At 47.4% G+C, this 26,349-nt stretch carries 26 protein-coding genes and 1 pseudogene; 22 read left to right on the forward strand and 5 right to left on the reverse strand.

Features of this window, described 5'->3' with window-relative positions; all coding sequences use genetic code 11:
* The first annotated feature begins 3 nt into the window (after nucleotides 1–3).
* From QP794_RS26165 to QP794_RS26195, 7 genes are all read left to right on the forward strand, one after another.
* Complete coding sequence (locus QP794_RS26165) at nucleotides 4–927, forward strand: ABC transporter ATP-binding protein (RefSeq protein WP_285079689.1); 924 nt, start codon at nucleotides 4–6, stop codon at nucleotides 925–927.
* The gene (locus QP794_RS26170) at nucleotides 920–1,618 is read left to right on the forward strand and encodes an ABC transporter permease (RefSeq protein ID WP_285079690.1); all 699 of its coding nucleotides are present in this window, start codon (nucleotides 920–922) and stop codon (nucleotides 1,616–1,618) included. Before QP794_RS26165 ends, QP794_RS26170 begins: the two co-directional genes overlap by 8 nt.
* A 105-nt stretch (nucleotides 1,619–1,723) precedes the next feature.
* Nucleotides 1,724–2,536, forward strand: coding sequence for a bifunctional hydroxymethylpyrimidine kinase/phosphomethylpyrimidine kinase (gene thiD / locus QP794_RS26175; RefSeq protein WP_285079691.1), 813 nt, complete (start codon nucleotides 1,724–1,726; stop codon nucleotides 2,534–2,536).
* A 241-nt stretch (nucleotides 2,537–2,777) separates the two neighbouring features.
* Entirely contained in the window at nucleotides 2,778–3,458 is a 681-nt protein-coding gene (locus tag QP794_RS26180) for a response regulator transcription factor (RefSeq protein ID WP_285079692.1), read from the forward strand.
* Complete coding sequence (locus tag QP794_RS26185) at nucleotides 3,455–5,212, forward strand: sensor histidine kinase (RefSeq protein ID WP_285079693.1); 1,758 nt, start codon at nucleotides 3,455–3,457, stop codon at nucleotides 5,210–5,212. The genes QP794_RS26180 and QP794_RS26185 overlap by 4 nt, the downstream gene beginning before the upstream one ends.
* Before the next feature lie 20 nt (nucleotides 5,213–5,232).
* On the forward strand, nucleotides 5,233–5,778 hold the full coding sequence (gene pssA, locus QP794_RS26190) for a CDP-diacylglycerol--serine O-phosphatidyltransferase (RefSeq protein WP_024631439.1): 546 nt from the start codon (nucleotides 5,233–5,235) through the stop codon (nucleotides 5,776–5,778).
* Nucleotides 5,779–5,791: 13 nt separating this feature from the next.
* Entirely contained in the window at nucleotides 5,792–6,277 is a 486-nt protein-coding gene (locus tag QP794_RS26195; RefSeq protein ID WP_024631438.1) for a DedA family protein, read from the forward strand.
* A 480-nt stretch (nucleotides 6,278–6,757) separates the two neighbouring features.
* Here QP794_RS26195 and QP794_RS26200 read toward each other — a convergent pair whose 3' ends face one another.
* From QP794_RS26200 to QP794_RS26210, 3 genes are all read right to left on the reverse strand, one after another.
* On the reverse strand, nucleotides 6,758–7,651 hold the full coding sequence (locus tag QP794_RS26200) for an SDR family NAD(P)-dependent oxidoreductase (RefSeq protein WP_285079694.1): 894 nt from the start codon (nucleotides 7,649–7,651) through the stop codon (nucleotides 6,758–6,760).
* A 122-nt stretch (nucleotides 7,652–7,773) separates the two neighbouring features.
* The gene (locus QP794_RS26205) at nucleotides 7,774–8,211 is read right to left on the reverse strand and encodes a MarR family winged helix-turn-helix transcriptional regulator (protein WP_285079695.1); all 438 of its coding nucleotides are present in this window, start codon (nucleotides 8,209–8,211) and stop codon (nucleotides 7,774–7,776) included.
* Nucleotides 8,212–8,640: 429 nt separating this feature from the next.
* Complete coding sequence (locus tag QP794_RS26210; RefSeq protein WP_285079696.1) at nucleotides 8,641–9,831, reverse strand: cation:proton antiporter; 1,191 nt, start codon at nucleotides 9,829–9,831, stop codon at nucleotides 8,641–8,643.
* Nucleotides 9,832–10,206: 375 nt separating this feature from the next.
* On the opposite strand from QP794_RS26210, the gene QP794_RS26215 reads away from it, so the two are divergent.
* The 5 genes from QP794_RS26215 (at nucleotide 10,207) to QP794_RS26235 (ending at nucleotide 13,425) form a co-directional block, all read left to right on the forward strand.
* Nucleotides 10,207–10,791, forward strand: a complete 585-nt coding sequence (locus QP794_RS26215; RefSeq protein WP_285079698.1) for a DUF420 domain-containing protein — start codon at nucleotides 10,207–10,209, stop codon at nucleotides 10,789–10,791.
* A 72-nt stretch (nucleotides 10,792–10,863) separates the two neighbouring features.
* Entirely contained in the window at nucleotides 10,864–11,607 is a 744-nt protein-coding gene (gene gpmA / locus QP794_RS26220) for a 2,3-diphosphoglycerate-dependent phosphoglycerate mutase (RefSeq protein WP_285079699.1), read from the forward strand.
* Between the two features lie 174 nt (nucleotides 11,608–11,781).
* Nucleotides 11,782–11,961 carry a hypothetical protein gene (locus QP794_RS26225; protein ID WP_094937074.1) on the forward strand — a complete coding sequence of 60 codons (180 nt, stop codon included), beginning with the start codon at nucleotides 11,782–11,784 and terminating at the stop codon, nucleotides 11,959–11,961.
* A 144-nt stretch (nucleotides 11,962–12,105) separates the two neighbouring features.
* Nucleotides 12,106–13,014: an aldo/keto reductase gene (locus QP794_RS26230; RefSeq protein ID WP_285079700.1), complete on the forward strand. Its 909-nt coding sequence runs from the start codon at nucleotides 12,106–12,108 to the stop codon at nucleotides 13,012–13,014.
* 84 nt (nucleotides 13,015–13,098) lie between these two features.
* Complete coding sequence (locus tag QP794_RS26235) at nucleotides 13,099–13,425, forward strand: thioredoxin family protein (RefSeq protein ID WP_024631432.1); 327 nt, start codon at nucleotides 13,099–13,101, stop codon at nucleotides 13,423–13,425.
* Between the two features lie 221 nt (nucleotides 13,426–13,646).
* On the opposite strand, the gene QP794_RS26240 is transcribed toward QP794_RS26235, so the two are convergent.
* Nucleotides 13,647–14,435, reverse strand: a complete 789-nt coding sequence (locus QP794_RS26240; RefSeq protein WP_256984517.1) for an undecaprenyl-diphosphate phosphatase — start codon at nucleotides 14,433–14,435, stop codon at nucleotides 13,647–13,649.
* A gap of 239 nt (nucleotides 14,436–14,674) precedes the next feature.
* Here QP794_RS26240 and QP794_RS26245 point away from each other — a divergent pair, with 239 nt between their 5' ends.
* The 5 genes from QP794_RS26245 (at nucleotide 14,675) to QP794_RS26265 (ending at nucleotide 18,327) form a co-directional block, all read left to right on the forward strand.
* Nucleotides 14,675–15,307 carry a TetR/AcrR family transcriptional regulator gene (locus tag QP794_RS26245; RefSeq protein ID WP_285079701.1) on the forward strand — a complete coding sequence of 211 codons (633 nt, stop codon included), beginning with the start codon at nucleotides 14,675–14,677 and terminating at the stop codon, nucleotides 15,305–15,307.
* A gap of 176 nt (nucleotides 15,308–15,483) precedes the next feature.
* Nucleotides 15,484–16,317 (forward strand): substrate-binding periplasmic protein, encoded by an 834-nt coding sequence (locus tag QP794_RS26250; protein WP_285079780.1) that lies wholly within the window; start codon nucleotides 15,484–15,486, stop codon nucleotides 16,315–16,317.
* A 31-nt stretch (nucleotides 16,318–16,348) separates the two neighbouring features.
* Entirely contained in the window at nucleotides 16,349–16,993 is a 645-nt protein-coding gene (locus QP794_RS26255) for an amino acid ABC transporter permease (protein ID WP_024631428.1), read from the forward strand.
* Between the two features lie 16 nt (nucleotides 16,994–17,009).
* The gene (locus QP794_RS26260; protein WP_024631427.1) at nucleotides 17,010–17,756 is read left to right on the forward strand and encodes an amino acid ABC transporter ATP-binding protein; all 747 of its coding nucleotides are present in this window, start codon (nucleotides 17,010–17,012) and stop codon (nucleotides 17,754–17,756) included.
* 148 nt (nucleotides 17,757–17,904) lie between these two features.
* Nucleotides 17,905–18,327, forward strand: a complete 423-nt coding sequence (locus tag QP794_RS26265; protein ID WP_285079702.1) for an OsmC family protein — start codon at nucleotides 17,905–17,907, stop codon at nucleotides 18,325–18,327.
* Nucleotides 18,328–18,432: 105 nt separating this feature from the next.
* Here QP794_RS26265 and QP794_RS26270 read toward each other — a convergent pair whose 3' ends face one another.
* On the reverse strand, nucleotides 18,433–19,044 hold the full coding sequence (locus QP794_RS26270; protein ID WP_285079704.1) for a TetR/AcrR family transcriptional regulator: 612 nt from the start codon (nucleotides 19,042–19,044) through the stop codon (nucleotides 18,433–18,435).
* A gap of 141 nt (nucleotides 19,045–19,185) precedes the next feature.
* Between QP794_RS26270 and QP794_RS26275 the strand changes: the two are divergent.
* The 5 genes and pseudogenes from QP794_RS26275 to QP794_RS26295 all read left to right on the forward strand — a co-directional run bounded on the left by QP794_RS26275 (nucleotide 19,186) and on the right by QP794_RS26295 (nucleotide 26,205).
* Nucleotides 19,186–20,365: pseudogene (locus tag QP794_RS26275) on the forward strand (MFS transporter).
* Between the two features lie 193 nt (nucleotides 20,366–20,558).
* Nucleotides 20,559–22,349: a sensor histidine kinase gene (locus QP794_RS26280; protein WP_285079705.1), complete on the forward strand. Its 1,791-nt coding sequence runs from the start codon at nucleotides 20,559–20,561 to the stop codon at nucleotides 22,347–22,349.
* Nucleotides 22,342–23,946, forward strand: a complete 1,605-nt coding sequence (locus QP794_RS26285) for a response regulator transcription factor (protein ID WP_285079706.1) — start codon at nucleotides 22,342–22,344, stop codon at nucleotides 23,944–23,946. Before QP794_RS26280 ends, QP794_RS26285 begins: the two co-directional genes overlap by 8 nt.
* Nucleotides 23,947–24,303: 357 nt before the next feature.
* Nucleotides 24,304–25,287: an ABC transporter permease gene (locus QP794_RS26290; protein ID WP_094937065.1), complete on the forward strand. Its 984-nt coding sequence runs from the start codon at nucleotides 24,304–24,306 to the stop codon at nucleotides 25,285–25,287.
* 15 nt (nucleotides 25,288–25,302) lie between these two features.
* A complete protein-coding gene (locus tag QP794_RS26295) occupies nucleotides 25,303–26,205 on the forward strand; it encodes a carbohydrate ABC transporter permease (RefSeq protein WP_285079708.1) in 903 nt (300 codons plus the stop codon).
* Nucleotides 26,206–26,349 lie beyond the last annotated feature (144 nt).

Genomic DNA, 26,349 nt, shown 5'->3' on the forward strand with positions numbered 1-26,349 from the left:
AACATGACATATATTGCGCGGACAATTGGTGTGACCAAAACCTATGCAGGGACAGAGGTTGTTTCCAACGTCAATATGAATATCAAGCAAGGGGAGATTTACGGGTTTCTTGGTCCGAATGGAGCGGGAAAAACGACAATGATGAAAATGCTGACCAACCTGGTCAAACCGACGGTAGGGGAGATTGAATTGTTCGGTGAGAAGCTGACCCCTACGTCCTATGAAGTGCTGAAGCGTATGGGCAGCATCATTGAATATCCTTTTTTCTATGAGCATTTGTCCGCGAAGGAGAATTTGGAGCTCCATTGTGAATACATGGGATTCTACAACAAAAAGGTCATTGACAACATGATGGAAAATGTAGGGCTGAAGGACACGGGCAAGAAGCCGGTACGAGACTTCTCTTTGGGGATGAAACAGCGTCTGGGCATCGCCCGTGCGCTTATCACAACACCGGAACTGCTCATTTTGGATGAGCCGATTAATGGACTCGACCCCCTAGGTATAAAGGAGATGCGCGATTTATTCAAACGTCTCAGCTCCCAGTATCGGATTACTCTGTTAATCTCCAGTCATATCCTTGGGGAGATCGAACAGATTGCGGACACCGTTGGGGTCATTCGGAATGGACGTCTGGTCGAGGAAGTATCAATGGACAGCATCCGCGGCAGCCACAGCGAATACATTGAGCTGCAAACGCTGGACCCGCGTAAAGCGGCCTATGTCCTTGAGCACCAATTAGAGTTGAATAATTATAAAATGGTCAATGACCAAACCATACGCATCTATGATCCAGGTATCGCTCCATCGCAATTGACAGGTAAGCTGATCCAGCATGGCGTTGAGATTGAATCCATTTTCAAAAGGGCACATTCATTGGAAGAACACTTCATGAACTTAATGAAGGGGGATGAGGACGTTGCTTAAACTAATCCAGCTGGAACTGCGCAAACATCGGTTTGCCCGGAATTTCAGAACCGCAGGTATTGCCGTTCTCGTCCTGATCCTGTTTCTATTCCTGATTGGGTACACCGATTTGGGTGCTGAAGATTATGCCTTTGCTGATTACTCCGTTTCCTTCATGTTAATCGATACGTTCGCCAGAGCTGTTTTTATCATCTTTGGCGGTGCACTGATAGCGAAGCTGATTATTAGTGAGTATCGAAATAAAACGATGAATGTCATGTTTACCTACCCGATTAAACGGCATAAAATCATTGCTGCCAAATTGATCATAGTGTTTGTGTTTACTTTCATGATGATTTTATTAACCGATGTGCTGATGGGGGCATTATTAGTTGCGGTAAACCATTTCTATGACTTCATTCCCGATACGTTGACGATGCGTGATGCATGGGTACTGCTGCTGAAGTACGTCTTCAGTTCCCTCTCCGCTGCAGGCATGGCCCTGATTCCCTTATTCTTCGGGATGCGTAAACATTCGGTCACGGCTACATTGGTGTCATCCATTTTGCTTGTTATGGTGGTATGTTCGGGCTTTAACGGGCCTTCGTTTTCAATTAACACGATTATCGTGATACCCCTGACATTAGGGGCCATAGGAATATGGGTTGCTTCACTGTCCATGTTCAGTCTGGAGACAAAAGATATGAACTGAATTCCTCTGGAAACCATACTCCGTATGGCTTCAGATGCCATTGACATCCGCTCGTACAAGGGATAGGATAATGTCAACTGAAGGACGAAGGAGAATGCAACTACCATGACGATTCCAAAAACATTAACAATAGCTGGTTCGGATACGAGCGGAGGCGCAGGGATTCAGGCAGATTTGAAAACTTTTCAGGAGCTTGGTGTGTATGGCATGACGGTGCTTACTACTGTTGTGGCGATGGAGCCTGACACGTGGGATCACCAGGTCTTTCCTGTGGAATTAAATGTAGTAGAGGCACAGCTGCGTACCGTTCTGGATGGTATCGGTTTTGATGCCATGAAGACGGGCATGCTGGGTTCTGTAGACATCATTGAATTGGTTGCGAAGCATATCCGCCGGAGTGGATTGCCACAGATTGTTATCGATCCGGTAATGGTCTGCAAAGGAACGGACGAGGTGCTGCAACCTGAGAATACAGAAGCGATGATTGAATTCCTGTTGCCGGGTGCTGACCTGGTTACCCCGAATTTATTTGAAGCATCGCAGCTGGCGAAAAGCGGACTGATCCGCTCCAAGGAGCAGATGGAAGCTGCGGCAGCTGTCATTCACGCTCACGGGGCGAAGCATGTCCTGATCAAGGACAGAGGCGTTATTAACCCGGGCAAAGCGATGGATCTTCTCTATGACGGAACGAACTACGAATGGTTTGAAGCCGATGTTGTTGGCTCCGGATACACACACGGTGCAGGCTGCACCACATCTGCGGCTATTACCGCAGGTTTGGCGCGCGGTCTGACCGTGAAAGAGGCTGTTCGTGAAGGTAAAGCCTTCGTGACCAAAGCGATTGCTGGCGGATTCCCGCTGAACCGCTTTGTTGGCCCAACATTGCATGTGGCACACCGACTGGAGCATCAACGCTAAGCGGTGCGCACATGTAGTGTGTAATCGCGGAGAAAAAGCGTGGTTTCAACTAGAGTAGCTGTCAATGAGCAGGGTGTTGCTCGTTGACGGCTTCTTTTTTTGTGGTTGCTAATAAAATTTAGTAACTTCTGGTATATATTAATCGTATATAAGATGGAGTCCGTTCCAGAACATGGATGGACACACGGACGACACATGGAATCGTTATGTTATCAACAGAATGCTAAAAGGAGAGTCGGCCATGGTCAGAACAGTGCTTCTGGTGGAAGACGAAAGCCGCATTCGTGAGATTGTGGCCGATTATTTCATAAAAGAACAATGGAACGTGATTGAAGCAGAACATGGGGTTGAGGCACTGGAATTGCTGGCACTGCATGAAGTGGATCTGGTCATTCTGGATGTGCTGATGCCCGAAATGGATGGATGGACCCTATGTGGGCATATTCGTTCTCAGTCTACCGTACCTATTATAATGCTGACTGCGAGATCGGAAGATGATGACAAGATTCATGGCTTTCAGCTTGGTGTGGATGATTATGTAACGAAGCCTTTCAGTCCTCGTGTGCTGGTGGCACGTGCAGAGACATTAATGAAACGGGTAGAGGGTGCAGTTAGCAGGGAGCAGGGCGTAATCCGGTTTGGACATGTAACGCTCGATCCTTGGGCTCGTCGGCTTGAGAAGGATGGAGCTGAGGTGGAGCTTGCACCCAAAGAGTATGATCTGCTGCTGTATTTAACTCGTAATCAGGGAATTGTATTGTCCCGTGATGCCATCCTCAACCGGGTATGGGGATACGACTTTGATGGGGACTCCCGTGTTGTGGATACCCATATTAAGAAACTGCGCAGCAAACTTGGCGATGAAGCCAAGTGTATCCGTACCGTCATTGGTACCGGCTATCGATTCGAGGTTGAGGCATGAGACGTAACGGTGTAACGATGAAGCTGTTTCTGGTCATGGCCGGGTTCCTTCTCCTTCTATATGGAACCACGGTGATTGCCCAACTGGTCTGGTTCCCGGACTTTTACCAACATCAGAAGATCAGCAGTATCAAGAAAAATCTGGCCAAATTCGAGCAGCAATATTCAGCCGGACGTTGGAATGATGTACAGCTGGCCAAGGAAACAGGGAATTTCATGCGACAGAATCAATCGCATCTGGTCATCCTGACGAATACGGGCAAGCTGGTCAATGACCCGTTCCACATTACATTGCTCCGTGAGGATGGCACTCAGGTGAAGGTATCCTTGTCACTGTTTATCAACAGTGAGAATGCAGGCTGGATTGCTTCCCATCTCAAATATGGACAGCAATTAACGGTAACAGGTCCAGCCAGTGGGTTGACGGAACCGATGGTTTATCCATTTAAGATCAAAGATGCCAGTTCTTCTGTGTGGGGAACAGAAAGTTTTCAGGAATTAGCTGAACCGGTACAGGAATGGTCGGGGGTATTAACGGATGTGGTTCTTCCTAATCTGGCAACCTGGAGTCAAAGGCAGGGCTTGCTTGTGCAGGCACTGGACAGCCGCTTCCCGCTGGCTAAGGAAGATCAGCAGAGTCTGGCCAATGGTAAGATGATCAATGAAGAATGGACCGATAGCTGGAGCGGTGTACGAAATGTGCTCACTATTGCACCTGTACACAGCTCCGGACCCCAGCAGCAACTTATTTTTTCGCTGACATCACTGCAAGAAATGAGAGAGGCGAGTAAAGCGACGCAGCTATTCTATGCGTATTTTGGTATTGCTGCATTTGTACTCATTGTATTCCTTTCCCTGCTCTTGTCCCGAATTGTCACTAAACCCTTGCTCGCTCTGAACCATGTTGCCAAAAAAATGTCGACCCTTGATTTCACCGTGAAATCACCGATTCGCCGCAATGATGAAATTGGCAGCCTTTCCGAAAGCCTGAACGCATTATCAACGACACTGGGTCAGACCCTGGAAGAGCTAAGGCAGGCTAACAGCCAAATGCGTACGGATATGGAAATGAAGCAGCAGATCGAACAACGGCAGCGTAAATTTTTTGCCGATGCGTCTCACGAGCTCAAAACCCCGATTAGCATCATCAAAGGGTACTCCGAAGGGTTAAAGGATGGTGTAAGTGAGGGCAAGCGAGAGCGATATATTGAGATCATTGCCGATGAAGCTGTGAAAATGGAAACGATGGTAGAAGAGATGCTGGATCTGGTACGGCTTGAATCCCAAGCGGTTAGGCTGAATACCGATGCGGTGGCTCTTGGAGATATGATTGAGGATATTGCGGGACGTCTTGGGCCGCAATTGAAGGATAAAGGGCTGGAAGTTGTGCTTGTATCTACCACAGAACAGTCTGTGGAAGGGGATCGCAGCAAGCTGGAGCAAGTGATCTACAATATGATGATGAACGCCATACGCCATGCCGTTCCCCATACCGATATTTTGATTGAGATCAGCAGGCCGGAAGGGCAGGTTCGAATCTCGATTGAGAATAAAGGGGAGCGGATTTCGGAAGCCGAACGCCAGTATATCTGGGAAAGGTTCTACCGGGTGGAGCGTTCACGTAATCGTAAAATGGGGGGAACCGGGCTGGGCCTGGCCATTGCGAAGCAAATTCTCGATCTGCACGGATGCAGCTATGGCGTAGAAAATACGCCGGACGGAGTCCGTTTTTATATTATTTTTCCTAATGCTTAGTACGAAAGGGAGTCAACTCTATGAAATCTTTACCGTCCATTCTAACGTTGGGCAACCTAACTTCAGGCATGCTGGCTGTCATAATGGCTATCCATGGCGAGTTTGCGCTGGCCGTGACGCTGATTTGGGTAGCGATGTTCTTTGATCTGTTTGACGGGTTCGCTGCCCGGAAATTGCATTGTGAAGGGGAGTTCGGCAAAGCGCTGGATTCACTTGCTGATGTTATTTCGTTCGGAACAGCCCCTGTGCTGATCCTGTATTTGAACTCTATGTACGAAGTAAGTACGCTGGGTATGGCGCTGACAGCACTATTCCCGGTATGTGGTGCATTGCGTCTTGCCCGTTACAATTGCCAGAAGACAGCAAGCCATGGTTTTGTTGGCATGCCGATTACGTTTGCAGGCGGTCTGATGTCCTTTTTTGCGCTCTGGAGTCCTTATTTCACTCATGGTGTAGCCTATCTTGTCATTATCGTATTATCCGGTCTAATGGTTAGCCAAATCCGATTCCCGTCTCTAAAACAAGTGCTAGCCCCCCATGAGAAGGATATTGTGGAGCCGAAATAAGGAGCGAGTCAGTATGGAATTTGCAAGAGAATTTATTGGTCAATATGGTTATTTCGCAATCTACGGACTGCTGGCTCTTGGCGTGATTGGCATGCCTATTCCGGATGAGGTGATGATGACCTTTGTCGGTTATCTCGCCTCCATCTCGGTGCTGAATTATTCGGTGTCCATCGTTGTCAGCTTTGGCGGAGCGTTCACCGGAGGACTTCTCAGTTACACCATCGGCAAAAAAGCTGGTCGGCCACTGGTTGAGAAGTATGGTAAATGGGTCGGGGTCAACGCCAAACGACTCGGCAGGGTAGAGTCCTGGTTTTTGAAATACGGGTACTGGTCCATCATACTGGGATACTTCATTCCAGGCATTCGTCATCTGATGTGCTGCTTCTCCGGGATTAGCCGTATGGCTATGGGGCGTTACGTTCTGGTCTCCGGCATTGGGGCGTTTATATGGTGTGTTGTCTTTATATCCATCGGTTTTTATGTAGGGGTGCTAACTTAAAATGGGACAGCCTGTTATAAACAGGCAAGGATTAAGACCTTTTGCATGTAAGGGGTCTTTTTTTGTTTGTACTGGATTATAAATAATTCTGAACTGCAACGAACGATAGCCTAGCTGGCCTCAACGGGTTAAATGCACTGAGAACTCATCGTAATCATTTCCTTCTTATGTAGGTCGAAAGGATAATATAAAAAGCAAAAAGCCGCTTATTTCTGACCTTCATGGAATCGAAGGTGAAAAATGAGTCAAAGCGGCAAGTGCTTCACGCATGAATTTATAAATTTAAGGTGCGCTACGAACCCCAACAACCCCCTGAAAACCGTGCCGTATCAGCGTTTCTTCAAATACTGTTGCGTTTTTCGATTCCCCCACTTTGCCAGTGAATAAGGCTTTTTCAAGAGCGTTTGTGGGGGGGATATGGGGGTGAAAGTGTTACTCACACTGGATAAAGTCCATCAACTGACATTTACAGCTCGCTAATCAAATGAGCGAACTGTGCAGCTCGTGCGGACCTCCCATCGTATAACGGTAAGACAATGGGGTACTGCCATCAATATCGGTCACGTCGAGTACGGCACCTAATTCGGCACCAATTAGTGACCGCCCGGAAAGAGTCATCCTCTGATCTGACTCATAGAGTGCTGCAATCACACGTCCGGTAAACTCAGGGGATTCCCGCTTTTGCTTCGGTATTCTGTCCTCCGGAAGTGTTGCGAAATAAGCGCGGGCACGTTCAGTATCCAGCCCACCCATCCAAATGGAAACAGCGGCGACGTTGTACGGTCGCAATTCCTTCGCCATGTCGCCCGCCATCTTGTCACCGCCAGCCTTCTGGGCGCCGTAAGCAGGACCCTGGTAGTAGCTAACCGCACCATAATGACCGGTGTTGACGATCAAGCCCTTACCGTTTGCTATCATTAGAGGTGCTGCGTGATAGCTGGAGACATAGTGGGAGCGTAGACCTACAGTAATTAGGTCCGCGACATTCAGTGGTTTTTCCCAAAAGCCGCCGGAGGCTGGGTCCGCGACCTTGGAAGCGTTGTTGACGAGAATGTCTAGTTTTCCATAATCCTGCTTCACACGTGCAAATAAGTCTGCAACGGCCTCGTCGTCAGCATGATCAACAAGGACCGGAATTCCTTTACCCCCTGCTTGTGTCACTAGTTCTGCTGTTTCGCCTATGCTGCCGCCGTAAGGTGAATCTGTTTTGGCGGTGCTACGTCCCGTAACATATACAATGGCGCCAGCTTGGCCAAGTGCAATAGCGATCCCTTTTCCAGCTCCTCTACTGGCCCCTGTAACGATGGCGATCTTGTTGCTTAACATTCGCGTAGTTTCAGTGATATGTTGGGTCACATTGATTCCTTCTTTCATATTAATTTAGTTTCCAATTTTTAGACTTGTTTTCCAAGTATCTGTACAGGGAACATGACTGACTTTTGCATGGGAATATTAACAACTTATAATTAGCCGGCTAAATATATTGCCGGAAAAATTCATCCTATGTTTCGTTCCATCCGCTGTAGTATATCCATCAATATTTTTCTCTCTTCAAAAGGAATGCCCGCCAACAGTTTCTCGGTCACGCTGCGCCAAATTTTCTCCACGGGCTTCAGCAGTTCTCGTCCTTCAGGCGTTACGTATACGCGGCTCACCCGTTTATCAGTTTCATCGCGTTTTCGTGAGACGATACCTTTCTTCTCGAGCTTGTTGATCATGTTGGTGACGGTAGGCGGCTCGACGTTCAGCAGCTCGCACAATTGCGCCTGTGTCACGCCGTCCTCTCTCCACAGCTGGCAGAGCAGTTGATCCTGCCCGACGTGAAGGTCGACATCACGCAGCAGTTCGTCATAGGTTCGGCGCAGCTGGCCTGATACTGTATAGAGCAACTCCCGAATCTCGTCCTCGATCGCGCAGTCCTCCTTTGCGACCAATTTAATTAGCCGGCTAAATTTTATCACGATGAAACAATAGCACACTAAATATGGATTGTAAAGCTGACCTGTCGAAAGTAAGATTTACCATGCTCCATCTTCAGCCCTTATTTTTTCAATCTCCGCCGGGCGCGGGGCAGGGGCAAGCAAGGCCTCTTTGGCCTAGTATGTTCAAGGTCACAACCTTCCCCAGCAATGTGAAGCAATTCTTGTACGTTAAGCGTCAAGCCCAACTCATCATCGTTCAACTTGGTAGCCACGCTGAATACTAAGGCGTAGTTTCACCAAAGTCAGTTGCGCGTGAACTTACCGTAATGCAGGCCCTTTTGCAAGATCAAAAAGTGTGGATAATTTAAAACAAAAACCCCTCACGCTTAAAACGTAAGGGGTTTGAAAATGAAAAGCGGTCACTCATATTCGTTAATGATGTTACCCACTTAAATGCGAGTCTTCAATGCCTTGTTCAACTCGGGCTTCGCCTTTTTTACGAGCAAAGGTGATTTTGAGCAGAGGTGGCGTAACCAGTGTTGTAATGATAACCATAATAACCACACTAGTGAAATATTCAGGGTCCAGTAATCCGGAGGCGAGTCCGGTGGAGGCGATAATAAGAGCAACTTCCCCCCTGGAAATCATACCTGATCCAATAGCCAAGGATGAGGCCCGATCAAATCCAGTCAGCCGTGCACCCGCTCCGCCGCCGAGAAGCTTGGTAAAAATGGCGATGAGACTGATGACAACAATGAACCAGATCTGTGAACCGACACCCTCAAAGGTAACATTCAAGCCAATACTTACAAAGAATACGGGGACAAAAATGCTGTAAGCGATCGGCTCAAGTTTGGTTTCAACTTCATGTTTGAAGTTGGTTTGGGAGATGGCGATACCCGCCGCAAATGCACCGATAATCCCGGCAACACCCATCCACTCCGCAAAGTACGAAAATCCGAAACAGATGATCAGGCCCGCGGTAATGACGGTCTCCGTAACCTTCAGCGGTGCCATCCATTTCATAATGCGTGGAACAAGGAACCAGCTGGCTGCGATAATAATAACAAAGAACAGCAGCTTTTTACCAATGAGAAGAGGGATGGATGTGTCTCCAGCACCTGTTCCGAGCAAACTCATCATGACAGCGAGAATGACCACGACCAGGACATCATCTACAACAGCTGCCCCCAGAATCGTAGTGCCTTCACGTGAGCCCAACTGATCCATGTCCTTCAACGTCTGGACAGAGATACTTACGGATGTTGCACAGAACAAAAGTCCAAAGAACAATGCATGTGTCTGCGACATGCCAAAGGCTATTGCGGAACCGTACCCCCCCATAAAAGGTAAAATAATACCCCCAACGGCTACGGCAAAGGCTGCCTTCCAGTTTTTCTTCAATTGCTCCAAATCGGTCTCAAGTCCGGCAATGAACATGAGCAGCAGTACCCCAATTTCGGCCATATAATGGATGAAATCATTCGGTTGAACCCAACCGAGCAAAGCAGGTCCGAGAATGACACCAACGATCAATTTACCCAATACGGACGGTTGACCAAGTCTTACCGACAAATCTCCGGCTAACTTGGTGAAAATCAGAATTAGCGCAAGAACCAAAATAAATTCCATAGATGTGCTCCTCTCCAGCAGTAGCGTTTATAGGATTACCTGTCCAAGGGGGGATCATTCCAAGCTTAAAGAACAAAAAAAGGCATAAAACAGCGCTTGTAAGAGTGCCGCTTTATGCCTAAAAAAAGACAAGGAGGGCCCTTGGTGACAGGCTCCTCCAGTTCAACGCGTATGTGTTTAATTGCATTAATTATACCACAAATACAGGATGGGGTAAACCAGTGAAGGCGAGCTTTTAATGAAAATGGCCTTAAGAGGGAACTTTAAAGGAACCTGACAAGGCTTTTTGTTCAGAGTGTTGTCACTTAACAGTCGAGATTAGGCAAGATATAATGAGATAGAACATAGAAGTTAGGATATGAGGAGGATTTTTCATTGGGCAAACAGGACAAAGGGGACCCGAACATTCAATCCAATCAGATTGCCCCGACCAGTAATAAAAATTTTGCAGGTCTCATTATTACCATTTCCATTCTCGCCAACGTCATTATTTTATTGTTGTTCTTTGCACCATCTATCGGATACAAAGGCGATGTGGCCTTTGACATTACAATTTTGCCGCGGTTTAACGCCGTGTTCAACAGCTTTACCTTTATCTTTCTGCTCGCGGCACTAATTGCCATCATCAAACGGAATGTAAAACTGCACAAAAGGTTCATCCTTGCTGCATTCACAACGACGCTTTTATTTTTAGTTACGTATTTGTCGTTTCATTATCTGTCTCCTGAGACGTCCAAATACGGCGGGGAAGGTATCATTCGTTCCATCTATTTCTTCATTCTGATTTCGCACAGCATACTGGCAGCCATCATTGTGCCGCTTGCTCTGTTCACTCTGGTATGGGGCTGGACGAATCAATTGAAGAAACACCGTAAAATTGCTCGCTGGACGATGCCAATCTGGCTCTACGTTAGTTCAACGGGCGTAGTTGTATATCTGATGATGGCGCCTTACTATTAATCATTTCACATATCATGGGCATATCCGTCTCGCCTTGCGGGTAATGGTTTCATGGAAGGAGGATTCACGGTTATGTACAGAGTTGTATTGATTCGCCATGGACAGAGTATGTGGAACGTGGAGAACCGTTTTACCGGTTGGACGGATGTGGATCTGACGACCGATGGATACGGAGAAGCGCGCAAAGCGGGAAAGATCCTGAAGGAACAGGGTTTTGATTTTGACTACGCCTATGCTTCAGTACTTAAACGCTCCATTCGTACACTGGATATTGCACTTGATGAGATGGATCGGATGTGGATTCCGATCACGAAGACGTGGAAGCTGAACGAACGTCACTATGGGGCACTGCAAGGACTGAACAAACAGCAGACAGCGTTGAAGTATGGCGAGGAGCAGGTGATGGAGTGGAGACGCTCCGTCAGCATATCTCCCCCGGCCCTCGACGAAACAGATGATCGTTATGTTCAGGATCAGGACAAATATCAACGGTTGGGCTGTACCATCCCGCGTACCGAAAATTTGATGGATACATCGAAGCGGGTGCTGGAGTACTGGAATGCAGAGATCAAGCCGGTTGTGTCAGCAGGCAAAAGGGTGCTGATCTCCGCGCACGGCAATACGCTCCGTTCACTCGTCATGCATTTGGACCAAATGTCCGAGGCAGACGTAATGGCGCTTAATATCCCGACAGGCATTCCGTTGGTCTATGAACTGGATGAAGACTTGCATCCATTCGGTCACTTTTACCTGACTGCGGATGGCTCTACGTACAAACATGAGGAAATGACTCATGTCGCGCCACCGTCCGATTGATTGAATGCTAATACAGCACATTAGAAAATGGCTCCTGAATTCTCAGGGGCCATTTTTTGACGTTATAATAGGCCATTCTTTAATTTAGAGATGGCATCTAACGTTTCGTTTTTCTCCTACAGGGTAAATTCAAGCAAGACACAATGTACATTAATCCTGAAGGAGGAACAACATATGTCTAAGAAAAGTGGAATCATTGTAACAGCTATTGGAGCAGGCGTGACGTACTTGATGAGGAACAAACAGGCAAGGGATAAGCTGTTCACTACGGTGTCAGGACTGATGAAAAATTCAAGTTCATCTTCAAGACCGACGTATGGAAGCAAAACAGGTTCACGTGTGGATTTAAAATAGATTTTGGTATAGTACTTTGCATGAGAAGCCCGGAGCTGGTATGGTCCCGGGTTTTTGTGTGCGCTCATATGTCATATGCGATTTTTGCCAGCAAGAATGATACAATGGAAACTTGCAGAACGTATGGAAGGGGATGTGCAACTTATGAAGAAAAATCGTCTGGGTTCATCCGAACTCATGGTTGGTGAAATTGGGCTTGGCTGTATGTCGCTTGGAATCGAAGCGGGACCTGCTGTCGCCTTGATTCATGAAGCATTGGATCGTGGTGTTAATCTTCTGGATACTGCTGACCTCTATGATTCGGGGAAAAACGAGGAAATCGTGGGACAGGCCATTCAGGGCCGCCGGGATCAGGTGATTGTGGCAACCAAAGTTGGCAATCGCCGCCTACCGGGGAAAGAAGGCTGGTCGTGGGACCCGTCCAAAGCCTATATCAAACAGGCTGTTCGAGACAGTCTGAAACGGCTGCAGACGGATTATATTGATCTGTATCAGCTTCATGGCGGTACAATGGATGATCCAATCGAAGAGACGATTGAAGCCTTTGAGGAACTGAAGCAGGAAGGGCTTATCCGGTGTTACGGCATATCCTCCATTCGTCCTAACGTGATTCGGGAATATGTGCAGAGGGCTTCCATTGTCAGCGTAATGAATCAATACAGCGTAGCAGATCGTCGGGCCGAAGAGGAAGTATTGCCTTTATTGGAGCAAAAGGGCATTAGCGTTATCGCTCGTGGACCCGTGGCAAGTGGGGTTCTCGCTGATACTGGTGCTGCCAAGGCAGATAAAGGTTATCTGGATTATACACCAGAGGAGTTGCATACCATACGCCAAGGACTGAGCCGTTTGGTTACAGACAATCGCAGCATGGCTCAAACGGCCATTCGTTATGCACTAGCGCATCCGGCTGTTGCCGCTGTTGTGCCAGGAGCCAGTTCGAGAGAGCAGTTGCTGCATAATATCGCAGCCTCGGAATCACCAGCACTTACGGATGCGGAGATTAACGAAATACGGGAGCTCAGCCCCGCCAATCTGTACAAGCAGCACCGCTAAACGTTGGCAGCCTATTTTCAATTGTAACTATACGAGGTACAATGAAGGTCAACCATAAAGAATCAAATAAGGGAGAGAAGACATATGGAAAGAATTCAAAGTGAGCAACAATATCGCGATACAATCAATTCTGACGGGCTTACCGTCATTAAATTTGATACAACCTGGTGTCCGGATTGCAAAAACCTGGATCGTTTTATCGGGGATGTAATCGACCAGCATGCGGATAAAACCTTCTATGCCCTGGATGCAGAAGAGTTCCTGCCTTTTGCTGAAGAGAACGGTGTACGCGGCATTCCAAGTCTGCTGGTATTCCAGAACGGTAAGAAAATTGCGCATCTGCACAGCAAATGGGCAAAAACGCCTGCTCAAATCTCGGAGTACCTGCAGACTTTGGAGTCCAAGGTATAAGCGGAATCAGTTTGTTTAGATCGCAGTAGTTATACGAAACACACACCTCCTATCGCTGATAGGGGGTGTTTTTGCTATTGGAAAAGAAAAAGAGAAGGGAATAGTTAGAGTGGAAGTGAAATCGGCTTGTTGATGAGGTGGCGTAAAATAAAAATGGCGACCAGGTTCCGTGAGGGAACAGGTCGCCATTGGCTTTTTGGTTACATGAATTGCAGATAGGGTTACATCATTAAAATGATAAAGAATACGGCTGCCAGCACGAAGCGATAAACAGCAAAGACGGTCAGGCTCAGTTTTTTCAAAATGGACAGGAACGTCTTGATGGCAAGCATGGCCACGATAAATGCGGCAATGAATCCAATCGCGAAGATCGGGAGATCGCTGCTGTTCAGGTGATCGATACTTTTGTATAGATCGTATCCTGTGGCTCCAATCATAATCGGCACAGAAACCAGGAATGTAAATTCCGCTGCTGCAACCCGGCTTACTCCTGCGAACAGTCCACCGGAGATCGTCGAACCGGAACGGGAGAAGCCTGGCCATAATGCGAGAATCTGAAAAAGCCCCACAACAAACGCCTGTTTATACGTAATATCGTCTACATCATGGGTTGTAATGCGCTCGCTGCGGTGACTCCAACGTTCAGCCACAATCATCAGAATACCACCTATAACGAGACTGTACAGTACCGTCTGTGCACCAAACAGATGCGCTTTGATCCAGTCCCGGAATACAAGTCCAATGACCACGGCAGGAACCATCGCCAAAAAGATATGTATGAGGTTCAGACGGGAGGTGTAGCTCCTTTTGCCTCCGGTGAAGCGGAACATATCAATGAATTTGTTCCAGTACAGCACAACGACAGCAAGTACAGCTCCGAGTTGCACAACCACCTCAAACGTTTTGACTGACTCGTTGTCCTCCGATAATCCCAGCAAGTGGGCAGTCAGAATCATGTGTCCGGTCGAGGACACGGGCAAAAACTCAGTCAAACCTTCGATGATGCCCATAATAATTGATGATATAAAGTCCAATTCTCTTCCTCCTTGAAATGCAGATGACAGCATAAAGGCTGTCCTGCGTGACAATGCCCGTTCATTTGAACAAGGCTATTATCTATTATGATCACAAATGCGCTCAACTTCAACTTATGCTTGTAATGAATTGTTTAAAACCATATTGACAAAAACCTAGTTATCCAATAGGATATACATTAACTGACTGACTGATCAATCGGGAGGGTAGGCAAATGTCTAAAATTAATCATTTGGAACCCGGAGAAGAACGCCGGGACCAAATTATACGCATAGCGATGGAGCGGTTCGCAACCCAGGGCTATCATCAGACCAAAATTTCTGATATCGTCCGCGAAGCCGGTGTAGCGCAAGGCACCTTTTACTGGCACTTCAAAAGCAAGGAAGCCATTGCCTCGGAGATTGTGTTAACCGGCAGGGAGGAGCTGCTTGAAGCGATCGGGCAAGGTTACCGCAAAGATGCCGGATCGGTTGAGGATATGGTGAGAGCTTCGGAACGGCTGTTCACCGACCTGTTTTCCTTTGCAGCGGACAATCGTTACTTTATGGAATTGTTGCTCAAAGGCATCGTGTCGGAAGAGTCGGTACGTCGTTTGGTTGAAGAGACACGGGGCGCGGTAGAACAAGCATTTCGTCACAACATGCAGCGGGCCATTGAATTGGGCATGCTGCCACAGTCCATGGATGTTCCGCTCCGCGCTGCGCTGCTGGTTAGCATGATTGAAGGTATGATTACGCGCTGGCTGTTTGGCTCGGAAGAGTTGCACAGCGAGTTCTCATCAATGACCGCAACAACGCTCGCAGCTGAGGCGGCAAGCTTTGAGTTTTACGGACTGCTCGGTAATTAAAAGTGTGATGGCCCCGGAGGTTTATTTTCAATAACGGGATTAAATATTCACATGATTAAGCCAGCAGCAGGGAATAATGGGTACAACTGTAGTTAGAGAACTAAGGAAACACAAGTTTCAACAAGACATGACTAGATGGATGAGAGGAAGTTAATGACATGAATAAAACATATGGAATGAAATCTCGCAAAGGCTGGACTTTAACAGCTCTGCTGTTTATGACCGTGCTGGTTCTGAGCGCTTGTGGCAGTAAAGCTACGGACAATGGAAGCAGTAATGGAGCACAGGCGAACAATGAACTGGAGCAGATCAAGTCTGCTGGCGTCATTAAAGTAGGGATGATGGGCACATACGCACCATACAACTTCCTGAACGATAAGAAAGAAATGGATGGCTACGATGCAGATATCGCACGTGAGGTTGCGAAGCGTCTTGGGGTTAAGGTTGAATTTGTATCCCAGGAGTTCTCCGGCCTGACACCAAGTCTGCAAGCCAAAAAGCTGGATGCCATCATCAGCCAGATGACGATTACCGATGATCGGAAGAAAGTACTGGATTTCAGTGATCCTTATATTACAAACGAAGTCAAAATCATTGTGAAAAGTGATAACAATGATATTACCAAGCTGGAAGATTTCAAAGGAAAAACGATTGGCGTAGGTCTGGGTACGAATGATGAAACATATCTGCGTAATGAAGTGTTGCCAAAAGTGGGCGACTTCACGATTAAAACCTATGACGATGTGATCTCTTCACTCAAAGACCTGAATGCTGGACGGATCGATGCCACAATCAACAACATGTATGCGCTGAAACCCATTGTGGATGCCAACGGATTAAAAATCAAAGCCGTAGGTGAACCGATTAAGAGTGACCAGGCAGGTATTGCTGTGCGCAAAAACAATCCGGAACTCGTAGCAGCACTGAATGATGCGCTCAAAGGCATGAAAGATGACGGTACGTACAATACCATCTTCAAAAAATGGTTTGGTGAAGAGCCTGCGCAATAATGAACCGGCAGGGCGAAGGGAAGTTTGATCGATGGAATTGGTATTTGAGAATATCCCCTTCTTTCTGAAGGGGGCGTATTACACGCTGTATGTAACTGTAATCTCCATGTTTTTTGCTTTTATCATCGGGGTGCTCGTCGCTATCGCGCGTCTGAAAGGACCGATGTGGCTCAGGATGATCGCCCGTTTCTACGTATCCATCATGCGGGGAACCCCGCTGCTGGTGCAATTATTCGTTATTTATTATGGGCTGGTCGATTACGGTGTAACCCTGGGCTCACTCACGGCAGCCTGTCTCGGTCTTAGTCTTAATGCAGGTGCCTTTCTGTCCGAGACGTTCCGCGGAGCGATTCAAGCTGTACCGAAAGGGCAGACGGAAGCTGCATACGCAACGGGAATGACCCCGGCTCAAGCGATGAGACGCATTATCTTCCCGCAGGCTGTGCGCATTGCCATCCCACCAATGGGTAACACGTTTATTGGCATGCTGAAGGAAACATCCCTTGTGGCAGCGATTGGTGTTACCGAGTTGTTGCGGTCAGCACAATTGCTTGTATCACAATATGCGGTGAATATGCCGTTTTATCTGGCGATTGGTGTGATCTACTGGATCATGAGTATCGGCTTCTCGGCCATTCTGGAACAAGTGGAGCGCCGGCTGGCCCGGGCTTACTGATAGGAGGGGAGAAGCGATGATTACAACGACAGGATTGACCAAACGTTTTGGAAAAAATGAAGTTCTCACAAATATAGATTTGCATGTCGATGCAAAAGATATTGTTGTACTGCTGGGACCCAGTGGATCAGGCAAAAGTACGTTGTTGCGCTGTCTGAACGGTCTGGAAGAGCTCTCTGGCGGGAAGATTGAAGTCAATGGAGTCGTAGTGGACAGTGCCGACTCGCAGCGAATCCAGCGGGCACGGGTGTTAGAAATCCGTCGGCAGACTGGCATGGTATTCCAGCAGTTCAACCTGTATCCGCACAAGACGGTGCTTGGCAATGTGATGGAAGGTCTCGTGACAGTGAAAAAAATCAAGCGGGACGAAGCGGCCGAACGCGGCCGGATTCTGCTGGATCGGGTCGGGCTGTCGGACAAGCAGGATGCATATCCATCCCGTTTGTCTGGTGGACAACAGCAGCGTGTGGCGATTGCTCGCGCACTTGCCATGGAGCCTGAAGTGATGCTGTTTGACGAGCCAACCTCAGCCCTTGATCCTGAACTGGTGGGAGAAGTGCTCTCCGTTATGAAGGAGCTGGCACAGGAAGGCATGACGATGCTGGTGGTCACGCATGAATTGAAGTTTGCCCGGAATGTGGCGAACAAAATCGTCTTTATGGCGGATGGATCGATCGTGGAAGAAGCAAGTCCACAGGCCTTTTTTGAACATCCAACGCAGGAGCGGACACGTCGTTTCTTGCAGCAAATTACTGAATTCTAAGAATTCTCAGAGATAAGCAGACTGAGTGAAGGGGACGGAATCGATTCTGAAGAAGCGTAGCGTTCGCCTTTGTCTCCAGAAGAACGATCCGTACCCGGAACGGATATCTGCAGAGCGTAAACTATTCTAAGAAAGAAGGATAAACATCATGAATGTAACAACTGTATGGAAAGGCAAACGCGCGTTTACTTCCGAAGGACCCACTGGCTACGCGGTTGGCATGGATGCTACAGCTGCCTATGGTGGTGACAGCAAGGGTGCTACACCTATGGAATTGTTACTGGCAGGTCTCGGAGGATGTATGGGGATCGATATCACGATGATTTTGGACGCTTTCCTGGACAAAATTACTGGTATTGAGATTGAAGCACAAGGTACACGCAGTGAAGGCATGCCAAAAGGTTTTACTGCCATTGATCTGATCTTCAAAGTAGACGGCGATATCCCGGATTACCGGATCTGGAAAGCCATCCAAATGGCTGAAGAGAAGTATTGTGCAGTTTCCGCTTCGCTGAGCGCAGAGATTCATCCCAAGCTGATTTTGAATGGGGTAGACACTCCGCGTCCATAATGCAAATGTGAAAACTCTATACTTAAGAGGCACTTCCAATCATGGGAGTGCCTTTTTGGCTTTTTTTATACCTCATCGGTCAGTAAGAAAAAGTCAGTAAACAGGTCAGGCAGGCTGTTGAGCCAGGTCCCAGATGCCCATAATTTCCGTGATGGCCTGATCAAGCGTTGCAAAAGGGACGCCGTCCCGGGCTTGTGTAGAAATACCTTGCATAAAGGTATCAAAAACAGTAGTCAACATGGATACATCAGTAGAGGCTGGCAGTTCACCGATCTCCACAGCACGCTGGATGCATGCCTGCAGACGGCCGCGAGTCAGCTTTCTTTTCTCAGCGACGATATCACGAATATGATTGTTTCTGGAAGAACATGTGCTGGCTGAAAGCACAATTAAACAGCCGGATGGATGGGTGCTGTCTGTTTGCATTTTGGCGGTACTTTTTAAAGTTGTCTCAATCGCTTTCCTTGGAGACAGCGTAAGATCCGAGAAGCTTTCCGTTACGCGTCCAAACGTACCCATATATCGTTCTACCGCTTCTTTATAAAGAGCCTCTTTGGACTCAAAGGCCGCATAGAAGCTGGCAGCAGAAATATCCCCCATGGCCGCTCGCAGCTGAAGCAATGAGGTGGCCTCGAATCCTTGTTCCCAAAAGAGCATCATTGCCTGCAATAAGGCTTCTTCACGATCAAAAATGCGCGGACGTCCGGTTCTTGCCATAAGAGATTCCCCCTTTTTTTCTTAATTATATACTAATCGATCCAAAAGTCGTTGACAAGGTAGAAGGGGGTGGATAATATAAGGAATGATCGATCCATAATTCGATTGTTGACCTATATAATCTGAAAAGGAGCTGCACAGATGTCCGATAGATATTCTCTACGCTTCCCGTGGTTAGGACTGCTAGCCTTGGCTATGGCTGGCTTTATAGCCATCATGACTGAAACACTTCCGGCGGGGCTGCTGCCGCAAATCAAGGAAGGATTGCAGGTCTCTGAGGCAGGGGCAGGGCAGCTTGTCACATTTTATGCAGTTGGATCGTTGATTGCCGCCATACCTGTGGCCGTGCTGACAAGAAGCTGGCGACGCCGACCGCTTTTACTTCTAGCGATTATCGGTTTTCTCGTCTTCAACACCATTACAGCCCTCTCGTCCAACTATGTACTGACACTTGGCGCTCGTTTTTTTGCCGGTGTTGCAGCAGGTGTCTCCTGGGGCCTAATTGGCGGTTATGCGCTGCGGATGGTGCCTGATCATCTCAAGGGCAGGGGCATGGCTGTTGCGATGATCGGTACACCGATTGCCTTATCGTTTGGTGTTCCGGCAGGTACACTGCTGGGTTCCTATATGGGCTGGCGCTCGGTATTTTGGCTAATGTCATTACTGGCGTTTGTACTGATTTTCTGGGTGCTCTGGAAAGTACCTGATTATCCGGGACAGTCTGCTGATCAACGCATTTCTTCATTAAAAGTGCTGCTGACCCCAGGCGTAATTCCCATTCTGGCGGTCGTACTGACCTGGATGCTGGCTCATAATATTCTGTACACGTATATTGCTCCTTTCCTCGCCAATGTTGGTCTGGAATCAAAGGTTGGATTCATGTTACTTGTGTTTGGCCTAATGGCACTGGTAGGCATCTGGATTACAGGCATTCTGATTGATCGGTGGTTGCGTATGCTGGTTCTCATCAGTCTTGCGGGCTTTGCGCTGATCTCACTTGTATTGGGTCTTTGGAGTGAGCACGCTGCAGTTGTCTTAGGTTCTGTTGCGCTGTGGGGTCTCACATTTGGTGGCGCGGCTACGCTGTTGCAGACCGCGCTTGCCCAAGCAGCCGGGGAGCAGGGTGTGGATATCGTTATGCCGATTAATACGACCGTCTGGAATCTGGCTATTGCCATTGGCGGATTGGCGGGAGGTGTACTTCTGAATCAATGGGGGAGCTTCGTCCTTTTCCTGGGCTATTCTGCTTCTATCCCTTGTGGCTCTGAGTGTTGCGCTGCGTGCCAAAGGACATGGATTCCGCTCAACACGCAGCCGATAAGCTTCTGACTTCCTTCCTACATTAGAATGACCTATATAAGCATATGGTTTGTTTTATCATTCAGCATACAGCCTTTTTTTTGAAGCCCTCTTGCAGGGCTTTTGCTGTTATGTGGTATGATAAATTGGAAGGGCAGGCGTAATATGTACTGACCTTTATATGTAAGCGCTTATAAGCGACGGAAGGTGCAGATATGTTTAGAAAGCTCATACGAACATCCAATAATCTTAAATTAAAGCATAAATTGCTCATATCCTATGTACTTGTTGTCATGATTCCGGTACTGATTATTGGACTTGCTGTAACCGGATACTTTCGCAAGCAGGCGCTGGACAATGCCATTGGACAGACGATCAACAACGTGGACAAGGTCAAGAGTCAGACCATCACACTACTGCGTGTGCCTACGGATATTTCCAACATTCTGATGTTCAACAATGACCTGAAGGAAATTGTGAACAAACGATACCAAAGCGTTGTGGAGTTGACCTCGGCTTACCTCGCGTATAAAGATTTTCAGGAATATAAGCGTCTGTACCGTGAGGTTGCGGGCATCCGGTTTTACTCCACCAATCCGACGCTGATCAACAATCTGGAGTTCATTCCGGTGGATAAGCAGACCGAGGAGAGCTACTGGTACCAAAAGGCACTTAAAACGACGAGCATCGGCTGGTTTTATATTCCTGACAAGGGAGATAATCCGGTGCATAAGCTCAGTCTGGTGCGCAAAGTGCCTTTTGCCGAATATCGGACCGAGGGTGTGCTGATGATTGTAATCAATCAGGATGAGCTGAATGGATTGTTACGTCAGGAACCGTTCGAGACGTTGATTACGGACGAACAGGGTTATGTGGTTGCGGCCAAAAATACCGAACTAGTGGGTAAGACGCTGGACGAGCTTGATTTTGGTGTAGATCTACAAAATCAGACCAAAGGCACAATAGAAGCAGATTTTCGGGGGGAACCATCCAATATAGTCATTGATGAGCTGCGTCCTGGATCGAGCATGAACAGTCTGAAGATCATTTCCGTTTTTGCAACCAAAAATATTGTCAAAGACGCCAATACCATTAGCATGATCGGTATGCTTTTCATTACGCTAGTGCTGGTCATTGCCTTGCTGCTTGTATATATCATTTCATTTCTCACGTCGAACCGATTGTTACGCTTGAGTAAACATCTGAACAAGCTCGCGCTGGGTGATCTGAATGTCACCTCCCGTATTGACGGGAATGATGAGATCGGGCAGCTGTCCAGGCAGTTCAATTACATGGTGAAGAGTATTAATGAACTGATGACACAGGTAGTAGAGGCAACGGAACAGAACAATCAATTGGAAATCGCACAGAAAGAGATTAAACTGAAAATGATGGCCAGCCAGATCAATCCTCACTTTTTGTTTAATGCACTGGAGTCGATCCGCATGAAAGCCCATATCAAAGGGGAGGCGGAGATTGCCAATATTGTCAGGCTGTTAGGCAAGCTTATGCGTAAGAGTCTAGAGATTGGCAGCGGCAAAACGACGTTCAGAGCCGAGCTGGAGATGGTACGTTCTTATCTGGAAATTCAGAAATTTCGTTACGGCGACCGTCTTGCTTTCCAGATCCATATCGACCCGGAGGTGGAGAAGATGTACATCCCTCCTTTGATCATTCAGCCTCTGGTTGAAAATGCGATTGTGCATGGTTTGGAAAATAAAGAGGGCACGGTCCGTGTGAGTATAGATATTCGTATGGTGAAAGATGAAGTGCAGGTGCGTGTCGATGACGACGGGGCAGGCATTACGCCGGAGCGTCTGGCTGAAGTGATGCAGTTCATCTGTGGACCGGAAGAGCAGGAGAAGAGCCGGATCGGCATGCGTAACGTACATCAACGTTTAACGTTGACCTACGGCGAGCCATACGGATTACAGATCAAGAGTGTGTACGGGGAAGGAACAGAGGTTTCTTTCACCTTGCCAGCAGGAGGAGACCAGCATGTATAAAGTATTTTTGGTAGATGATGAACCGAGCATACGTGAAGGATTGACAACGATTATTGATTGGGAAGAATACGGCTTTCAAGTGATTGGCACAGCTGCCAGTGGGCGTGAGGCCATTACCCGCTTCGAAGAGCTGAAACCGGACCTGACGATCATCGATATTCGCATGCCCGGCATGACCGGACTGGATGTCATTGAAGAAGTGCGGCAGACCCATCCGGGTTCGCACTTTCTGATCCTGAGTGGATACGCCGATTTTGATTATGCCAAGAAAGCCATCAGTTTTGGCGTGGATGGATATCTGCTCAAGCCAGTGGATGAAGAGGAGATTATCAGTGAGCTGGAGCGGATATCTGTGATGCTGAAACGGGAGAGGGAAACACTGGCCCGCCATGCTGGTGAGGATACCGCCTACCGGGAGCACCAGATTGAAGCATTGCTTTTTGATAGCCTGGAAGGTGCAGGTACGATGGAAGCAGATGCGCTAGGGTTGAATTGGCCGCAGTATCAGGTTGTGCTGCTGGAGATGCATGCCGAGCCTGATTTACAGCGTGGTAGTGTGGTGAAACGCAGACTGGCGGAAGCTTTTGACCAGAAAGATCGGGGTATTGTGTTTTCATTCCATTCCGGACTGGGACTGTTATGCAAAGAGCCTATTTTGACTGTACAGTCTGCTCACAGTTTATATGATGAATTGAAAGTCATGCTCGAAGAATGGAATATTCACATGTATGTTGCAGCAGGTCAACCTGTGAATTCCACAGCAGACATCGCACATTCCTATAATCAGGCCAACGGCGTATTGGGAAGACGTTTTCTGTTTGCGGAACAACGCGTGATGTTATGGAACGAAGAGGAGAACAGCGAAGGTGTGTCTGGGCCCGTTGTAGTGCTTGGGGAACAAAGTAGTGAACCGGATGAAGCAGAATTGGCAGACAAGCTGTATTATGCGCTCGACATTCGGAGCAGCGAGTCCGTGATGCGTGTGCTGATCGAGATGGAAGAACGCCTGGTTCCGCATCACCAGACAGAACAAGCGATTAAGACGGCGTTCTCCCAAGTGTTTTCATTGGCGATTAACAAACTTGCGGCAGCCAATCAGCATATGCAATCCATTATGCAGGAGCATTCCGTTCTCATTACGGAGGTTTACCATCAATTAACGCTGCTGGATCTCAAAGGGATGGCCGCTGAACACCTGAACCGGCTTATTCAGCGCATGGGTGGAGGCAGCAAGGATACGGTACTGAAACAGATGATTGAATTTATCCGTCGTAATCCGGGTGAAAATCTCAAGCTGGAGGTACTTGCAGAGGTATTTAACTACAATAGCAGTTACCTGGGCAAGTTGTTCAAGAACCATACCGGGGAATATTTCAATGCATTTCTCGATAAGGTTCGAATGGAGAAGGCGAAGGAACTGCTCGATGAAGGCTTAAAGGTGCACCAGGTTGCCGCAAGAGTAGGGTATGCCAACGTGGATTACTTCCACGGCAAATTCAAGAAGTATGTAGGGGAATCACCTTCCGCTTACAAACATGCTAGAGAGCTTGCTAGATCACAGTCTAAGGACTCTTCAGGAGAGCCGGAACAGGAGTAGGCAATGATTTCAGTGGAGGTGCTTCTGTCGCTAGGCAGTTCTCCAAATCAGTCATAAAACGTTTTCTAACATAAAGTCTATTTGAAGGACCCCTGAGGTCCTTTTTTCTTTTCCATTTATGCAAAGTAAACGATTACTATAAAACGTTTTCGGAAATTACCATTTTCAAATTAAATTCCCTTTTAATTTCATTAATAAATAATAGACAGCGTCATTATCACTAATTTTATAGATATAATATCGGATTTTATAGGGGGATATCTAATTTTCATATGATTTTCTCTAAAATCCAGCTGGTATTTTGAAAACGCTCTATCAGGTATGATTATTTTATAAAACAGAGGAGGGGGAACGGAGATGGAAACGCTAACAAAAAAATCCGCTTCCGCGAAAAGAAGCAGTGACCCCAATCCGCCAACACAGAAACGGCGGAACAGAATTTGGGACAGCATGAAACAGCAAAAGTATCTCTATCTCATGTCATTGCCATTCGTAGTTTGGGTTTTTGTATTTAACTATCTGCCACTATGGGGATGGACGATGGCTTTCCAAAATTATAAACCGGCCAGATCGTTCGGCGATCAACAGTGGGTTGGTTTTAAACACTTTGCAGAGCTGTTCAGTGATGATCGCTTCTATCTGGTACTTCGAAATACGCTTGCAATGAGCTTGATGGGACTGGTTATCGGTTTTATCGTGCCGATTTTCTTTGCGATTCTCTTGAATGAGATGAAAGGCATGTTCTTCAAGCGTGCCGTGCAAACGGTATCATATCTGCCTCACTTTGTATCCTGGGTCGTTGTGGCAGGGATTATTACCAAGATGCTCTCCACCGATGGAGGGATTATCAATGACCTTTTGGTAAACCTAAACATTATTGACCAGCCGATCCAGTTCATGGCCAAGGGGAACCTGTTTTGGTACATTGTAACCGCTTCAGATATGTGGAAAGAAACGGGCTGGAATGCCATTATCTATCTCGCAGCCATTACGGGTATTGACCAAGAGCTCTACGAAGCCTCCCGTGTGGATGGAGCGAACCGCTGGAGACAAATGTGGCACATCACGCTGCCAGGCATACGGACCACGATTTCCGTACTTTTCATCATGTCGATCGGGCATCTGATCAGTATCGGTTTCGAGAAGCAGTTCTTGCTTGGCAACAGTCTGGTCACCGACTACTCGGAAGTTCTGGATCTATACGCGCTCAATTATGGTTTGAATATGGGACGATTCTCGTATGGTACAGCCATAGGCATATTTAATTCCGTTGTCAGTATCATCCTTCTGTTTACAGCGAACGGATTGTTCAAAAAATTCACCAAAGAAAGCATCATGTAGGGAGGGGACGACATTATGGCGAACAAAGCATTCAATGCTACTCGGGGCGATAAGCTGTTCGATATATTCAACATCCTCGCGATGACCCTGGTGCTGATTGTAACACTGTATCCATTCCTGAACGTACTGGCTATCTCGCTCAATAACTCGACAGATACCGTTCGTGGTGGAATTTACTTGTGGCCTCGCGAATTCACATTGCAGAACTATAAAACCATTTTCCAATACGAAGGATTGCTGCAAGGTTTGCAGATTTCCATTCTACGTACCATTGTAGGTACATTGCTCGGCTTGATCAGTTCCTCAATGATCGCATTTACACTAAGTCGGCCTGACTTTAAGTTGAGAAAGTTTGTTTCCACTGCACTTGCACTCACGATGTATTTCTCCGGTGGTCTGATTCCGGTGTACATCCTGATGCGTGACTTGAACCTGATCGGTACATTCTGGGTATATGTATTGCCAGGTATGATCAGTGCGTTTAACGTATTTATCATCCGTTCCTTCATTGATGGCCTGCCGTATGCCTTGCAGGAATCAGCGAAGCTGGATGGTGCGAATGACTTTAAAATCTATTACAAGATCATTTTGCCGCTATGTAAACCGGTACTTGCAACTATCGCGTTGTTCCTGGCTGTAGGCCAGTGGAATGCCTGGTTCGATACGTACCTGTATAATGGTTCAAAGGCTCATCTGACTACGCTCCAGTACGAGCTGATGAAAGTACTGCAAAGTACACAGCAAGGCTCAGGTGCCGGACGAAATGCCAATGACATGGCTCAGCAGATGACACAGATTTCACCGGAATCCATCAAGATGGCAATTACGATTGTTGTTACGGTTCCAATCCTGATCGTGTATCCGTTCCTGCAGAAGTATTTTGTGGGCGGTATGACATTGGGTGCAGTAAAAGCATAAGCAAGTCTGTACAGGTTGCCACATAGAGCGGCCGTACATTTATAAAAGAAGCATCAGGATGCCCGAAGTGCAGCCACTAGGCCTGCGCTTCACCGTATAGGGCTGCGGAGTGCATCCATGAAGCTATAGACAGGGACAAAAAAG

The organism is Paenibacillus sp. UMB7766-LJ446, assembly GCF_030226665.1.
Classification (GTDB): Bacteria; Bacillota; Bacilli; order Paenibacillales; family Paenibacillaceae; genus Paenibacillus; species Paenibacillus vandeheii.